Annotated in this window: 14 protein-coding genes; 9 read left to right on the forward strand and 5 right to left on the reverse strand. The window is 64.9% G+C overall.

Annotated elements, in window-relative coordinates; genetic code table 11:
• Positions 1–55 precede the first annotated feature (55 nt).
• A complete protein-coding gene (locus tag CSQ95_RS18545) occupies positions 56–883 on the reverse strand; it encodes an HDOD domain-containing protein (RefSeq protein WP_099410574.1) in 828 nt (275 codons plus the stop codon).
• A 155-nt stretch (positions 884–1,038) separates the two neighbouring features.
• Between CSQ95_RS18545 and CSQ95_RS18550 the strand changes: the two genes are divergently transcribed.
• The 3 genes from CSQ95_RS18550 (at position 1,039) to CSQ95_RS18560 (ending at position 4,158) form a co-directional block, all read left to right on the forward strand.
• A complete protein-coding gene (locus CSQ95_RS18550; protein WP_099410622.1) occupies positions 1,039–3,108 on the forward strand; it encodes a M13 family metallopeptidase in 2,070 nt (689 codons plus the stop codon).
• A gap of 67 nt (positions 3,109–3,175) precedes the next feature.
• A complete protein-coding gene (locus tag CSQ95_RS18555; RefSeq protein ID WP_099410575.1) occupies positions 3,176–3,817 on the forward strand; it encodes a bifunctional 2-polyprenyl-6-hydroxyphenol methylase/3-demethylubiquinol 3-O-methyltransferase UbiG in 642 nt (213 codons plus the stop codon).
• Positions 3,818–3,972: 155 nt separating this feature from the next.
• Positions 3,973–4,158, forward strand: coding sequence for a CsbD family protein (locus CSQ95_RS18560; protein WP_034759763.1), 186 nt, complete (start codon positions 3,973–3,975; stop codon positions 4,156–4,158).
• Between the two features lie 75 nt (positions 4,159–4,233).
• Here the strand turns inward: CSQ95_RS18560 and CSQ95_RS18565 are convergent, their stop codons facing one another.
• The 3 genes from CSQ95_RS18565 to CSQ95_RS18575 all read right to left on the reverse strand — a co-directional run bounded on the left by CSQ95_RS18565 (position 4,234) and on the right by CSQ95_RS18575 (position 8,881).
• A complete protein-coding gene (locus tag CSQ95_RS18565; protein WP_099410576.1) occupies positions 4,234–6,444 on the reverse strand; it encodes a S9 family peptidase in 2,211 nt (736 codons plus the stop codon).
• 190 nt (positions 6,445–6,634) lie between these two features.
• A complete protein-coding gene (locus CSQ95_RS18570) occupies positions 6,635–7,474 on the reverse strand; it encodes a PhzF family phenazine biosynthesis protein (RefSeq protein ID WP_099410577.1) in 840 nt (279 codons plus the stop codon).
• 15 nt (positions 7,475–7,489) lie between these two features.
• Positions 7,490–8,881 carry an MATE family efflux transporter gene (locus CSQ95_RS18575; RefSeq protein WP_099410578.1) on the reverse strand — a complete coding sequence of 464 codons (1,392 nt, stop codon included), beginning with the start codon at positions 8,879–8,881 and terminating at the stop codon, positions 7,490–7,492.
• A gap of 193 nt (positions 8,882–9,074) precedes the next feature.
• Here CSQ95_RS18575 and CSQ95_RS18580 point away from each other — a divergent pair, with 193 nt between their 5' ends.
• From CSQ95_RS18580 to CSQ95_RS18605, 6 genes are all read left to right on the forward strand, one after another.
• Positions 9,075–9,746, forward strand: a complete 672-nt coding sequence (locus tag CSQ95_RS18580; RefSeq protein WP_099410579.1) for a beta/gamma crystallin family protein — start codon at positions 9,075–9,077, stop codon at positions 9,744–9,746.
• A 180-nt stretch (positions 9,747–9,926) separates the two neighbouring features.
• On the forward strand, positions 9,927–10,799 hold the full coding sequence (locus CSQ95_RS18585) for a beta/gamma crystallin-related protein (RefSeq protein ID WP_099410580.1): 873 nt from the start codon (positions 9,927–9,929) through the stop codon (positions 10,797–10,799).
• 102 nt (positions 10,800–10,901) lie between these two features.
• On the forward strand, positions 10,902–11,894 hold the full coding sequence (locus CSQ95_RS18590) for a beta/gamma crystallin-related protein (protein ID WP_070221817.1): 993 nt from the start codon (positions 10,902–10,904) through the stop codon (positions 11,892–11,894).
• Between the two features lie 160 nt (positions 11,895–12,054).
• A complete protein-coding gene (locus CSQ95_RS18595; RefSeq protein ID WP_099410581.1) occupies positions 12,055–12,726 on the forward strand; it encodes a beta/gamma crystallin-related protein in 672 nt (223 codons plus the stop codon).
• Between the two features lie 96 nt (positions 12,727–12,822).
• Complete coding sequence (locus tag CSQ95_RS18600) at positions 12,823–13,743, forward strand: DnaJ C-terminal domain-containing protein (RefSeq protein WP_099410582.1); 921 nt, start codon at positions 12,823–12,825, stop codon at positions 13,741–13,743.
• A gap of 3 nt (positions 13,744–13,746) precedes the next feature.
• Positions 13,747–14,058, forward strand: a complete 312-nt coding sequence (locus tag CSQ95_RS18605) for a MerR family transcriptional regulator (protein WP_070292118.1) — start codon at positions 13,747–13,749, stop codon at positions 14,056–14,058.
• A 7-nt stretch (positions 14,059–14,065) separates the two neighbouring features.
• Here CSQ95_RS18605 and CSQ95_RS18610 read toward each other — a convergent pair whose 3' ends face one another.
• Positions 14,066–14,293: a hypothetical protein gene (locus CSQ95_RS18610; protein WP_086138121.1), complete on the reverse strand. Its 228-nt coding sequence runs from the start codon at positions 14,291–14,293 to the stop codon at positions 14,066–14,068.
• Positions 14,294–14,450: the final 157 nt, after the last annotated feature.

Below are 14,450 nucleotides of genomic sequence, written 5' to 3' on the forward strand. Positions count from 1 at the left end.
GGCATGCCCGCAAACCCGCATGCCTGCTCGGTTGGCGATGCGGGCAACGGCCAGCTTACTTGACGAGTTCTTCCAGGCCCGCGCTCAGTTCGGCAAGCGGCGGCATCCTGTCGACCAGCACGGAGGGCGGCAAACCGAGCGCTTCGGCTACCGCGTTGGGATAGCAGGCGATGATTTCTTCATTGCTCAGCTGGTTTTCATCGATGCGCGCGCGCCAGGCGGCCAGGTGGATGATGGCGGCCAGGCGGTTCAACGGTGGCTTGGCCAGCGGAGCGGGGAAGGCGGCGATGGCCTCGGCAAAGGCGGGTGGAAACTTCCAGCGGCGCGCCAGTTCGGCGCCCACCTGCGCATAATCGTAGCCCAGCGACACCCGCTCCGCGTCGAGCCGGCGCGCGTCGAGCGGCGGGGCGATCTTGTCGAGCTGCATGGCTTGCTCGGGCATGGCGGCATGGATCACCAGTTGTCCGATCGCATGCATCATGCCGATGGTGAAAGCCTGGTCCTGGTTGTCGCCCGTCTGCTTCGCGATCCAGCGGGCAGATACGGCGCTGTGCAGGCTGTAGCGCCAGAATTGCGGCAAATTCAGGCCCGGCACGGCCTTGAAACCGCTGACGAGGCCCGAGCTGATGACGAGGGTGCGCACGGTCACAAAACCCAGCATCAGCACGGCGTCTTCCACCGTGCCGATGCTGCGCGACACATGGTAATAGGCTGAGTTGGCCAGCCGCAGCAGCTTGGCGCTCAAGGCCGGGTCCGCTCCCAGCTTGCGCGCGATGTCTTCGGTGGCGATGGCGGGGTTGTCGAAACTGCGCACCAGTTCATCGACGATCTTCGGGGCGGCAGGCAGGGCGTGGGGATGCTGGAACAGCGCTTCCAGTTGCATGGCAATCTCCTTGGCGTTCGTGCGGTGCGGGATGCGGTCGTACCACTATATGCTGATTTTTTGTCCGCATGCAAAAAAGTTAGGGGATGCTTTTTCGCCCCAAAAAGGCAGGATTTTCAGGTTATGATTTTGGCTATTACATCGAAAGGATCGCCATGCACGGTTTGCGTTTTTCCTGGTCCCGGACGCCAGTCCAGGCCGCCATCATCCTCGCCCTGGCCGGCGTTTCGCTGACCGGTTTGCCTGCCCGGGCGCATGACCAGCAAGGGGCCGCCAGCGCCGCCGCCCCCGCTGTCGCGCAGGCCTTGCCCGGTGACGATTTCTACGATTACGTGAATGGCGACTGGCTGCGCGCCACGGAAATTCCCACCGACCGCAGCAGCTGGGGCTCGTTCGCCATGCTGGCCAACGCCACCAACGAGCGCATCATCGGCCTCGTCGAAGGTCTGGCGGCGGCGCCGCAGGCGGATGCATCGGCGCGCCAGGTCAGCGATTTTTACCGTTCCTGGATGGATGAAGCGGCTATCGAAGCGAAAGGCTGGGCGCCGATCAAGCCGCTGCTCAAGAAGATCGACGGCATACGCGACCAGGCAGGGCTGGCCCGCGCGCTGGGCAAGAGCCTGCGCGCCGACGTCGACCCGCTCAACGCCACCAATTTTTATACGGAAAACCTGTTCGGCCTGTGGGTCGCGCAAGACTTGAACGACACCACGCGCAATGTGGCCTACCTGCTGCAGGGCGGACTGGGCTTGCCCGACCGCGCGTTCTACCAAAGCGACAGCGCGCGCATGCAGGGCTTGCGCGCGGGCTACCAGGCGCATATCGCCGCCATGCTCAAGCAGGCCGGCTACCGCGATGCGCCGGCCCGCGCCGCGCGCGTGTTTGCGCTGGAACAGCAAATTGCGGCAAGTCACGCCAGCCGCGAGGATTCGGCCGATGTCGCCAAGGGCAATAATGCCTGGCGCGCCGCCGACTTCGCCAGCAAGGCGCCTGGCCTGGACTGGAAAGCCTTCTTCGAAGCGGCAGGGCTGGGCCGGCAGAACGATTTCATCGTCTGGCATCCGACGGCCATGACGGGCAGCGCCGCGCTGGTGGCGAGCGTGCCGCTGGCCACGTGGAAAGATTTCCTCGCCTTCCACGCGGTCAACCATTTCAGCACGATCTTGCCGAAGGCGGCCGCCGACCAGCGCTTCGCCTTCTATGGCAGCGCCCTGAGCGGCACGCCGCAGCAGTCGCTGCGCAGCAAGCGGGCGCTGGCCGCGACGAATGCGGCCCTGAGCGACGCCGTCGGCAAGCTGTACGTGGAACGCTATTTTCCGCCGGAATCGAAAGCCCGCGTGCAAGATATGGTGACGAATATCGTCGCCGCCTTCTCGCGCCGCATCGACAAGCTGGACTGGATGGCGCCGGCCACCAAGGCGCAGGCGCAAGAAAAACTCAAGACTCTGTACGTGGGCGTGGGCTACCCCGAACAGTGGGAAAGCTATGCGGGCTTGCGCGTGGTGCGCGGCGATGCGCTGGGCAATGTGCAGCGGGCGGAGCAGTTCCATTACCGGCAGGAGCTGGCCAAGCTGGGCCAGTCGCCCGACCGCAAGGCCTGGGCCATGCCGGCGCAGCTGGTCAATGCCGTCAACTTGCCGCTGCAAAATGCGCTGAACTTTCCGGCCGCCATCCTGCAGCCGCCGTTCTTCGACCCGCAAGCATCCGATGCGGCCAACTATGGTGGCATCGGCGCGACCATCGGCCACGAAATCAGCCACAGCTTCGACGATCAGGGCGCGCAGTTCGACGCCCAGGGCAAGCTGCGCGACTGGTGGACGCCGGCCGACCTGGCGCATTTCCAGGCGGCATCCAAGCAATTGGTGGAACAGTTCGCGGCCTACAAACTGTTCCCCGACCTGGCCGTGAATGGCCAGCTGACCCTGAGCGAAAACCTGGCCGACCTGGCCGGCGTGGCGGCCGCCTATGACGCGTTCACCCTGTCGCAGCAGGGCAAGCCGGCGCAGCCGGGGGCGGACCGCGAGTTCTTCGTCGGCTACGGCGTCAGCTGGCGCAGCAAGGCGCGCGAAGCGGCGGCGCGCCAGCAAATCCTCACGGATGGCCATGCGCCGGCGCAATACCGCGCCGCCACCGTGCGCAACCTCGACGCCTGGTATCCGGCCTTCGACGTCAAGCCGGGGCAGCAGCTATACCTGGTGCCGGAACAGCGCGTGCGCGTCTGGTAGTCATCAGCGGTGCCGGACGCGCAGCGCGCCGGCACCGTAAAATGGCGTAATTACTGATTGGAGCGCCATGAAGCCGACCCCACCGCAAGATCCCATCCATGCCATCACGGGCCGTACCCTGGCCCACTACGACGCCAGCGCCGAGCAGTTTTTCGAAGGCACGCGCGATCACGACGTCAGCCAGAACATCGCCGCGCTGCTGAACGCCATCGGCAAGCCGGCACCTTTGGCGATTCTCGACCTCGGTTGCGGCCCCGGCCGCGATCTGAAGGCGTTTACGGCCCTGGGGCACCACGCGACGGGCGTCGACGGCTGCCCCCGTTTCGTCGGGATGGCGCGCGCCTACAGCGGATGCACCGTGTGGCAGCAGGATTTCGTCGACCTCGACCTGCCTGCCGCACACTTCGACGGCGTGTTCGCCAATGCCGTACTGTTCCACGTGCCCAGCGCCGCCTTGCCCGGCGTGCTGCGCGCTTTGTACGCGTGCCTGAAACCGGGCGGCGTGCTGTTCAGCTCGAACCCGCGCGGGCAGAACGAGGAAGGCTGGAATGGCGCGCGCTACGGCAGTTACCACGACGAAGCGACGTGGGCCGCCTACGTGCAGGCGGCCGGTTTTACCCTGGTCGAGCAATACTACCGTCCGCCCGGCTTGCCACGCGAGCAGCAGCCGTGGCTGGCCACCGTCTGGCGCAAGGATTTGGCGGCCTGATCGACGATGTTGGCACTGTGTTAGGAACCGTACAGAGCCTTTGATCCCCACTGCGTACTATGGACACATCGACACGCAACAAGCAGCGTGTGAGCCGCAGTACCGGCCCTTGTCGGGCTGGACAACAGATGTACCAACTACAGTGAGGATCCATCATGAACAAAGATCAAGTCGAAGGTAAACTGAAAGAAGTCGGCGGTAAAATCCAGGAAGCCGCTGGCAAAGTCGTCGGCAGCGAAGAACAGCAAGCCAAGGGCCTGGCAAACCAGGTCGAAGGCAAAGTGCAGAAGAAAGTTGGCGACGTCAAGGATGCAGTCGAAACTGTGACCCGCAAGCCATAATTTCTGCTCCAGCATAAAAAAAACCGCCGCCTGTCGCAAGACAGGCGGCGGTTTTTTATTTGATGCAGCGCAAACTTATTGTGCTGGCTGCATCAGGTTCTGCTTGAAGAACAGCTCGATTTTCTTGTACACGTGGCGCTGGCCCGCGCGCGACGAGATGCCGTGCTTGGCACCTGGATACGTCATCAGGTCGAACTGCACGCCGCGGTTGACCAGCGCGTCGATCAGGCGCGTGCTGTTGCTGAACAAGACGTTGTCGTCGGCCATGCCATGCACCAGCAGCAGCGGCGACTTCAGGCCGTCGAGGTGGGCGAACACGGTGCTGGCCTTGTAGCCGTCCACGTTTTCCTTCGGCATGCCGAGGAATTGTTCCGTGTAATGGGTGTCGTACAGCGACCAGTCGGTCACGGGCGCAACCGACACGCCCATGGCGATCTTGTCGGATGCGGCCGACAGCAGGCGCAGGGTCATGAAGCCGCCATAGCTCCAGCCGAACACGCCGATGCGTTTCGCATCGACGAAGCTTTGCTTGCCCAGCCAGTCGATGCCCACCAGCTGGTCCGCCACTTCGGCCGCGCCCAGGTTGTGATAGATGGCGTCCGTGAATGCGCGTTCGCGACGCGACGAGCCCCGGTTATCGAGGCGGAAGACGACGAAACCCTGCTGCGCCATGTACTGGTCGAAGTTGTTGCCCCAGCGGCGCGCCACGTGCTGCGAGTGCGGGCCGCCATACGTTGACAGGTAGACGGGGTAGCGTTTGCCCGCATCGAAGTTCGATGGCTTGACGATCGAATAGTGCAGGGTCTGGCCATCGTTGGCCTTCAGGGTGCCGTACTCCGTCGGCAGGTGGTCGGCCTTGTACTGGAAGTACGGGTGGCTGGCGTTGAGCGCGTTTTCTTCCAGCCAGCCCACCATGGCGCCGTCCGGGCGGCGGATGCTCACCTGCGGCGGCGTGGCCGGGTCGGAATACGTGTCGACGAAGACTTCGCCATTGCGCGAGAACGTCGTGTCGTGCCAGCCGTCCGCTTTCGTCACGCGCTGCGGCTTGTCGGCCGTGCTGCCGTCGAGGGCCAGGGCGTAGGTCTGCTTGTCGATCACGGCGTCGCGGTTCGACGACACGAACACTTTACCGGTTTTCTGGTTCACGGCCAGCACGCTGTCGATGCCCCACTCGCCGGAAGTGACGGGGTGCAGCAGCTTGCCGCTCATGTCGTACAGGTACAGATGGTTGCGGCCCGTGCGCTCGGACGACCACAGGAAGGTGCCGTTCGACAGGAAGCGCAGGTCGTCATGGATGCTGACCCAGGTTGTCGATGTTTCCGTCAGCAGGGTGCGCTGCGCCAGGGTAGCCGCGTCGACGGCGACCAGGTCCAGCGTCTTCTGGTCGCGCGACTGGCGCTGGTAGACGAGCGATTTGCCGTCCGCGCTCCAGTCGGCGCGCACCAGGTAGATGTCCGGGTTCGTGCCCAGGTCCACCTGGCGCTGCACGCCCGTTTCCGGCGAGACGATCAGCAGCTGCACCAGCACGTTCGGGTCGCCCGCGGCAGGGTAGCGCTGCTCGACGACGTCGGTGCGGTCGGCGAAGATTTCGAAACGGCGCACGACGGGCACGGGCGCCTCGTCATAGCGCTTATACGCGATGGCGGAATCGTCGGGCGCCCAGTAGTAGCCGGTGCGCTGGCCCATTTCTTCCTGCGCCACGAATTCGGCTTCGCCGTTGCGGATCGTGCCCTTGCCGTCGGTCGTCAGCTGGCGTTCCTGGCCCGACTTCAGGTCGATCACATGGATGTTCTGGTCGCGCACGAACGACACGTAGCGGCCTTTCGGCGAGATTTTCGGATCGAGCACATTGCCCTTGGCGACCAGGCGCGCCTTGTCCGGATGGGCCGCGTCGACCAGATACAGATTGCCGCCCAGCGGCACCAGCAGCTGCTTGCCGTCCGGCGACCAGCTGTAGCTGAGAATACCGTTCAGGCTGGCCGTGCGCTCGCGTTCGCGGCGCGCCTGCTCTTCGGGCGAAATCGTTTCATTCGGCACCAGTGCCTTCGAGTCGACCAGGCGGTGCGTGCTCTTGTCCTTGAGCTTGAATTCCCACAGGTCGAGCTGGAACTGGTTGTCGGCGCGGCCGCGCAGGAAGGTGACGCGCTCGCCGTCGGGCGAGACTTTCAGGTTGCGCACGCCGGGGCCGGCCAGCGCCGGATCGGCGTGGATGCGTTCCAGGGTCAGCTTTTCAGCCGATGCGGGAACGCTGGCCATCGCGGCCAGAAAACAAAGAATAAAACGCATGGATGTCTCGGTAGTTGGAAGAAGAAGGGGACTGCATGTACAGGCGAGCTTGAGCGTTGCCTAAGCGTAAGACGATACCAGAGCGTGCCTGTTTATGCGATAGCGCCAGCCACGGAATAAACCGTTGCTGGCCGTATTTCCTTCGTCAAAAATGTCCAGCAGCCGCCCATTCCATGGCGCTTTGCCCCGTTCAGGCCAATATTGCACCTTCGATTACGGTCAGGCATGCGCCGCCTATCCAGGCGTGACCAGCGCGGAAACTGATGGACACGCGGCCGTCGCGCTGCAGGCAGGTGCCCTGGCGGACCGTGTAGTCGCTGCCCGCCAGCAGCTGCGCGATACAGGCGTTGGCGCTGCCCGTGACGGGGTCTTCCACCAGCGCGCCGTGTTCGCTGAGCAGCGCGCGCACTTCGTAGTCGGCCGGCTCGCCGGCGTCGTGCGGGCCATACAGCGCCAGGCCGTCGGCGCCGGCGGCGGCCAGCAATGGCGTCAGCGCGGCGATGTCGGCGCGCACGGCCAGGCAGGCGGCGGCGCTGGCCAGCGGCACGCACAGCCAGCAGATGCCCATGTCCACAATAGTGGCGCCGGCGGCCAGTTCTCCGCCCAGCGCTGTTTGCAGCAGCGGCAGCAGCGCGGGATCGAGCGCGCGCGTGCTGCAGGACGGCGCCTGGAACGCCAGCACGCCGCCGGCGGCCCGTTCTATCTGTACCAGGCCGACGCCGCATTCCTGCACGATGCGCGCACCCCTGGGCCGCATGCCCGCATCGAGCAGGGCGTGCGCCGTGCCCAGGGTCGGGTGGCCGGCAAACGGGAATTCCATCTCGGGCGAAAAAATCCGCACGCGGTAATCGGCCGCCGGGTCGCGCGGCGCCAGCACGAAGGTGGTTTCCGACAAGCCCGTCCAGCGCGCGATGGCCTGCATCTGCGCCGTATCGAGGCCATTCGCGTCGAGCACCACGGCCAGCGGATTGCCCGAGAAGGGAACCGTGCTAAAGACATCGACTTGCCTGAAGGGGCGTTGTTGCGGCATGGGGTGCTCCTTGTCTCAGGCTGCGCGCAGGCGCTGCAGCGACAGGCGGTTCAGATACCAGGTCAGCAGCACGGCGGCCACCGTCAAGCCCGTGACCAGACCGATCCAGAAGCCGGCGGCGGCCATCGGTTCGGCCGGCGACCAGATGAAGCCTTGCGGCGCCAGGCCCAGCACATAGCCGATCGGCAGCGAGAAGCCCCAGAAGGCCAGCAGCTGGATCAGCATCGGCTGGCGCGTTACCTTGTAGCCGCGGATGGCGCAGGAAGTGGCCACCTGCGTCGCGTCGGACAGCTGGAACAGGGCGGCGAACAGCAGCAGCTGCGCGCACAGTTCCTGCACTTGCGGATCGGACGTGTAGGCTTGCGCGATCTGGTGACGGAAGACGGTGATCAGGGTGGCCGAGACGATGGCCGCCGTCAGCGACATGGCCACGCCCACCCACGAGATGAAGCGCGCGCGGCGCAGATTGGCTTCGCCCACGGCGTGGCCCACGCGCGTGACCAGCGCGATGCCGAAGGTGAGCGGCACCATGAAGACGACGGACGAGAAGTTGAGGGCGATCTGGTGCGCCGACACCTGGATCACGCCGAAGCGCGCCACCAGCAGGCTGATGACGCCGAAGGCGCTCACTTCGGCAAAATACGTGACGCCGATGGGCAGGCCCAGGCGCAGCATGGGGCCGATCGACGACAGCTGCGGCCATTCCCAGTGCGTGAACGGATACGTGGCGTGGTAGGCGGGCGCGATCCTGATCCAGGCCAGCATGGCCAGCAGCATCATCCACACGCAGCAGGTGGTGGCCACGGCGCAGCCCACGCCGCCCAGTTTCGGCATGCCCCAGTGGCCGTAGATCAGCAGGTAGTTGACGAAAATATTCAGCGCCAGCGCGGCCAGCGCGATGACCATCACGGGCTTGGTCTGGTTGATGCTGGTGCTGTAGCCGTACAGCGCGCGGTAGGCGGCGAACGGCGGCAGCGCGCAGCTGATGATGTGCACGAACAGCTTGGCCTTGGACGCCACGTTTGGCTCCAGCATCAGGTGGTCGAACACCAGCGCCGCCATGTTCGTCAGCAGGCATGCGACCAGCCCGACCAGCAGCGCCTTCCACAGCGATTGGCGCACGATGTGCGGCACGCGGTCGTGGCGCGCCGCGCCGATTTCATGCGCCACGAGGGTATTGATCGCCATCATGATGCCGCTCACCGTCACCAGTACGATGGACCAGATGGCCGCGCCCAGCGACACGGCCGCCAGTTCCTCGGGATTCGTATGCCCCGTCATCGCCACGTCGGCCGCGCCCATGCCGACGGTGGCCAGCTGGCCGATCAGGATGGGCCAGGCCAGCTTCCACAGCGACGAGACTTCAGTGCGGATGGCGGGCAGGGTGAACGAGGTAGTGTGTGGCATGGTCTGCAAGCTTGACTAAACACAAGATTCTACCGGCATTCGCCGTGCTTGTCCGCCGCGGCGCCCCGGGGGTCGGCCCGGCACGGTAATCATTTGTTACAGCTAAGTGGGCCAGTCGCGGATAGACTGCGCGCTCTATTTGGCAAAATGACCAAATAGTCACACCGCAATATCCTGACTATGGAGCAAGACCATGCTGAAACACACCCTGAACTGCGCCCTGTTGCTGGGCGCTGCCATGACGGCCGAACTGGCCGGCGCCGGCGAACTGACCCTGTATTCGCGCGACGATTATCACGGCCGCTCGCAAACCGTGCGCGAGGCCGTCGCCGACCTTGAAGAGCTGCGTTTCAACGACACGACGCAAAGCATCCGCGTGCGCTCGGGCCGCTGGGAAGCGTGCGAGGACGCTGATTTCCGCGGCGCCTGCTTCCTGCTCGAGACGGGCGAGTATCCGTCGCTGGACGGCCAGGCCAACAAGATCACGTCGCTGCGCGAAGTGCGCGGCGGCTGGGACGGCCATCGGGGCCGCGACCGTGACGGTGACCGCGACCGGGGACGCGACTGGGACGACCGCCGTGACCGCGAGCGCGGCCATTTGCCGGGGCGCTCGCTGGGCGGCGAGCTGACCTTCTATACGCGCGACGATTTCGCCGGCCGCAGCTTGAGCGTGAGCAATGCTTCGGCCGACTTGCGCGAGCGCGACTTCAACGACACGGTGCAAAGCGTGCGCGTGCGCTCCGGCTATTGGGAAGTGTGCGAAGACGTGGGCTTCCGTGGCCGCTGCCGCACCTTGGCGCCGGGCGAGTACGCGAGCCTGGAACGCATGAGCAACCGCATCTCGTCGGTGCGCGAAGTGCGCTGACGCGGGGCAGGCGGTACGCGAAGTGGCAATAACAGGCTCCCGCAGGGGCCTGTTATTGCTTTTGGTAACAATTTATTGTGCTTTTCCCATACTTTGTTACACCGTTTTTTCTGTGGATGGCTACACTGACATCAGTTGTCATGTCGATCACTTACCTTTGCCGCCACCGGAGACCGCCCCATGAATCGCCCGTTCGCCTTTGCTCTGCTGTGTGCCAGTTCGCTGTTTGTCCACCTCGCGGCGCAGGCCGGCGAGATCCGCCTGTACACCGATGACAATTTCAAGGGGCGCGTAGTCGTCTTGCGTGATACGACGGACGACTTGTCGCGCGTTAATTTCAATGACACCGTCTCGAGCATCCAGGTCGATTCGGGCAGCTGGGAAGTGTGCACGCATGCCGATTTCAAGGGCGATTGCAAGACGCTGGAACGGGGCGACTACCGCTCGATGCCGGGCATGAACGATAAAATCTCGTCTGTGCGGGAAACCGGCGCCGGGCAGGGCAGCGGCAGCGGCGGTGGACGCCGCGCGGCGCTGGAGTTGTTCGCCGACGGCGGCCAGCGCGGCGCGTCGGCCGGCGTGAACTCGGACCGCGACGACCTGGTCGACATCAGCTTCAACGACCGCGCCAGCAGCGCGCGCGTCGAATATGGCTACTGGCAGTTGTGCAGCGATTCCAACTACCGTGGCAGCTGCCGCGTGTTCGGGCCTGGCGGCCATGATGACCTGGGCAGCCTGAATGGACGCGTGTCGTCGGCGCGCCTGGTCGATCCGCGCGAAGAGAATCGTCCGCAAAATGACGAGGGCCTGGTGGTGCTGTATGGCCGCGCTTTCCTGAAGGGATCAGGGCTGCAGGTGAACCGCGACGTCAGCGACCTGGTGCGCCTGAACTTCAACGACCAGGCCGCATCCCTCGCCATCAACGAGGGTACTTGGGAAGTCTGCACGGACTCGCAGTTCAACGGCAGCTGCGAGCGCATGGGGCCGGGCAAGTATGAAGTGCTGAACACGACGCTCGACAAGCGTATTTCCTCGCTGCGCCGGCTGTACTGAACGCATGACCGGGCCTTCCGCATGGCCTTGTATTTGTTACACTAGCATCCTGGCGCAACCGCCAGGCAAATCATCACCAAAGAATGAAGAATGGAGTTAATCATGACGGGCCCTTTCAAACACACGCTGGCATGCGCGGCGACCTTGCTGCTCTCGCTGGGGGCCCATGCGGCCGCCCATGCGGGCGATATCACCTTGTTCGAAGACGTTGATCTGCGTGGCCGCGCAGTGAACCTGCGCGAGACGACGGACGATTTGTCGCGCTTTGGGTTCAACGACAAGGTGTCGAGCATCCTGGTGCGTTCGGGCACGTGGGATGTGTGTACCGATGCCGGTTTTCGCGGCAATTGCCGTACCCTGGGACCGGGCGAATACCGTTCGATGCCGGGCATGAACGACGCCATCAGTTCGGTGCGCGAGTCGGGGCGCGGTGATGGCAACAATCCGGGACGTCCGGGACGCGATCCCGACCGGGGCCATGGCGGCTATGGCCGTGGCGGCACCCTGGAAGTGTATTCGGGCGCGGGCCAGAATGGCGGCTCGGCGCGCCTGAACCGCGACACGGACGATTTCGTCAATATCGGTTTCAACGACCGCACCACCAGCATCGTCGTCTATAACGGTTACTGGCAGCTGTGCAGCGATTCGAACTACAACGGCGTGTGCCGCATCTTCGGCCCTGGCCGCCACGACGACCTGGGACGCGGCCTCGATGGGCGCGTCTCGTCGGCGCGCATGGTCGACGAGCGCGAGGCGCGCCGCCAGCAGCAGTACGATAATCAGTACCAGCGGCCGCAGTACGACCAGCCCCAGTATCCGCAATACCAGCAGCCGCAATACCAGCAGCGCGGCGCCGTCCTGCTGTTCCCCGAAGCGGGCATGCGCGGCGAACCGCTGGCGCTGGACCGCAATGCGGAAGACCTGGTGCGCTACAACTTCAACGACCGCGCCTCGTCCATCGTCGTCAACGAGGGCCAGTGGGAAGTGTGCAGCGATTCGAACTTCCATGGCCGCTGCGAAGTGATCGGGCCGGGCGAATATGGCCGCCTGAACAGCATGGAAAACCAGATTTCCTCGCTGCGCCGCGTACGCTGATCCCGTCCTGACGTCGTGCTGACAGACCGCCTGCCGGGTTGATCCCGCCAGGCGGTTTTTACATTCGCTGCCGTGCGCTGACATTTGCTTGCCCTTTGTTACACTCGCCGCCTGCCGCCTGGTCTACACTGGCGAAAATGTCATCAGTATTGGAGTTGTCATGGTTCGATCTTTCCGGCCAGCGCTGTTGTGCGCCGCCACCTTCCTCGCCCCCCTTGCCGCATCCGCGGGCGAAATCACCCTGTTCGAAGATGCCGGTTTCCGCGGCCGCCCCGTGACCCTGCGTTCCGACACGGGCGACCTGTCGCGCATGGGCTTTAACGACAAGACCTCGAGCATCATCGTGCGCTCGGGCACCTGGGAAGTGTGCAAGGACGCCAATTACCGTGGCAACTGCCGTACCTTCGGACCTGGCCGCTACGGCAGCATGCCGGGCATGAACGACGCCGTTTCCTCCGTGCGCGAAGTGGGCCGTCCGGGCCATGGCGGCGGCGACCACCGGCCTTACCCGCCGCGTCCGGAGCCCGAGCGTCCGCATCCCGGGTATCCCGGCCACGGCGGCGGCCACCGTCCCGACATGAATGGCGCCGTGCTGCTGTTCCCTGACGCCGGCATGCGCGGGCGGCCCGTGCGCCTGGACCGCGAAGTGCGCGACTTGAGCCGCTATGGCTTCAATGACCGTGCCGAATCGGTCGTCGTCAATTACGGCCGCTGGGAATTCTGCGTCGATGCCAACTTCCGCGGCCGCTGCGTGGTGATGGGGCCAGGCAGCTATGGCCGCCTGCACGGTGGCCTCGACCGTCGCATTTCCTCGGTGCGCCGCGTGCGCTGATCCCGCTGCCGGGCGGCGTTGTATCGTGCACACGCTGCCCAGCGACCAATTCGTGTACTCTTCCCATAGGCAGTTCAACCATGGGGAGCAGGCACGGTGGAATACAAGGATTATTACAAGGAGCTTGGCGTCGAAAAGACGGCGTCCGAGGCCGAGATCAAGAAAGCGTACCGCAAGCTGGTGCGCAAATACCATCCCGACGTGAGCAAGGAACCGGACGCCGACAAGCGCACCAAGGCCCTCAACGAGGCCTACGGCGTGCTGGGCGACGCGGAAAAGCGCGCCGCCTACGATGAACTGGGCCGCAACCCGGGCGCGCAGGGCCAGCCCTTCCGGCCGCCGCCGGACTGGGGCTCGGGCTACGAATCATCGGGCGCCGACGACAGCGACTTCTTTGCCGACCTGTTCGCCCACGTGGGCGGGCGCCGCCGCGCCGGCGGCAGTTTCCAGATGCAGGGCGAGGACAGCCACGCCGCCATCACCATCGACCTGCAGGACAGCTACCAGGGCGCCAAGCGCCACATCGTCATGCGCGTGCCCGAAGCGGATGCGCAGGGCCACGTGGTGACGCGCGAGCGCACGCTGGAAGTGACGATACCGAAAGGCGTCACGGAAGGGCAGCAGCTGCGCATGAAGGGGCAGGGCAATCCCGGCAGCGGCGGCGCGCCCGCCGGCGACTTGTACCTGGAAATCCGCTTCCGGCCCGACGCGCGCTACAAGGTGGAAGGGCGCGACGTGTTCGAGACGGTGCCCGTCACGCCGTGGGAAGCGGCGCTGGGCGGCGAGATCGACGTGCCCACGCCATCGGGCACCGTGACCGTCACCGTGCCGCCCAATTCGCAGACGGGGCGCAAGCTGCGCCTGAAGGGGCGCGGCATTCCCGCCGCCCAGCCGGGCGACCTGTATCTGCTGCTGGAAGTGGTGCTGCCGCCGGCGAACGATGACAAGGCGCGCGAACTGTATGCAACCATGGCGCGCGAGATGGCTTTCAATCCGCGCCAGAAGCTGGGAGGATAAATCATGACAAACAAGGTAATTGGCGAATTGCTGGAAGACCGTGCCCTGAGCCTGGAAGAACTGGCGCGCGCCTGCGCGGTGGAACCGGATTGGGTGGTGCAGCATGTGCAGACCGGCGTGCTGCTGCAGGATGGCCCGCCGGCGGGCCAGCTGACGGCATGGCGCTTCACCAGCCTTGACCTGGTGCGCGCGCGCCGCCTGCACGAAATCGAATCCGTGTTCGACGCGAACGCGGACCTGGCCGCGCTGGTGGTCGATTTATCGGAAGAAGTGGCGCGCCTGCGCCGCCGCCTGCACGTGCTGGGCGTCGAGTAGCTTTTATTTACTCAGGCTCGCCGTGGCGTGCCACGGTGAGCCTGGCAATATAAAACTGCCCATCGACGACGACCCGGTGCGGGATGCCGGCCACGTCGAAGCCGGGACCGCCGTCTTCCATCCACTCCTGCGCCAGCGAGTCGAACTGCTGCGGCGTCATGCGCAGCATCTGCGCCGTGATGACGAAGCGCGCGCCTGGTTTTTGCTTGTTGACGAAGTCGTCGATGCCGGCCATGTGAATCCTTGTAATTAAAAGTTAACTCCAGGTTGACCCCGGGTTGACCCCGTTAACGGCCGGGGTCAGACCCCCGGACACGTTGGCACTGAGCCTTGCGTTGGCGGTGTTGAGGGTCTGACCCCAGATTCCCGCTGCGGGCCACTATCATACCTTC

Source organism: Janthinobacterium sp. BJB304, from assembly GCF_002735765.1.
GTDB lineage: Bacteria > Pseudomonadota > Gammaproteobacteria > Burkholderiales > Burkholderiaceae_D > Janthinobacterium.

Bases quoted from the DNA above. Each gene is read 5' to 3' on its own strand.
- CSQ95_RS18545 (WP_099410574.1), bottom strand. From the start codon at position 883: ATGCAACTGGAAGCGCTGTTCCAGCATCCCCACGCCCTGCCTGCCGCC.
- CSQ95_RS18570 (WP_099410577.1), bottom strand. From the start codon at position 7,474: ATGCCGCAACAACGCCCCTTCAGGCAAGTCGATGTCTTTAGCACGGTT.
- CSQ95_RS18610 (WP_086138121.1), bottom strand. From the start codon at position 14,293: ATGGCCGGCATCGACGACTTCGTCAACAAGCAAAAACCAGGCGCGCGC.
- CSQ95_RS18565 (WP_099410576.1), bottom strand. From the start codon at position 6,444: ATGCGTTTTATTCTTTGTTTTCTGGCCGCGATGGCCAGCGTTCCCGCA.
- CSQ95_RS18585 (WP_099410580.1), top strand. From the start codon at position 9,927: ATGAATCGCCCGTTCGCCTTTGCTCTGCTGTGTGCCAGTTCGCTGTTT.
- CSQ95_RS18580 (WP_099410579.1), top strand. From the start codon at position 9,075: ATGCTGAAACACACCCTGAACTGCGCCCTGTTGCTGGGCGCTGCCATG.
- CSQ95_RS18575 (WP_099410578.1), bottom strand. From the start codon at position 8,881: ATGCCACACACTACCTCGTTCACCCTGCCCGCCATCCGCACTGAAGTC.
- CSQ95_RS18590 (WP_070221817.1), top strand. From the start codon at position 10,902: ATGACGGGCCCTTTCAAACACACGCTGGCATGCGCGGCGACCTTGCTG.
- CSQ95_RS18560 (WP_034759763.1), top strand. From the start codon at position 3,973: ATGAACAAAGATCAAGTCGAAGGTAAACTGAAAGAAGTCGGCGGTAAA.
- CSQ95_RS18555 (WP_099410575.1), top strand. From the start codon at position 3,176: ATGAAGCCGACCCCACCGCAAGATCCCATCCATGCCATCACGGGCCGT.
- CSQ95_RS18550 (WP_099410622.1), top strand. From the start codon at position 1,039: ATGCACGGTTTGCGTTTTTCCTGGTCCCGGACGCCAGTCCAGGCCGCC.
- CSQ95_RS18605 (WP_070292118.1), top strand. From the start codon at position 13,747: ATGACAAACAAGGTAATTGGCGAATTGCTGGAAGACCGTGCCCTGAGC.
- CSQ95_RS18595 (WP_099410581.1), top strand. From the start codon at position 12,055: ATGGTTCGATCTTTCCGGCCAGCGCTGTTGTGCGCCGCCACCTTCCTC.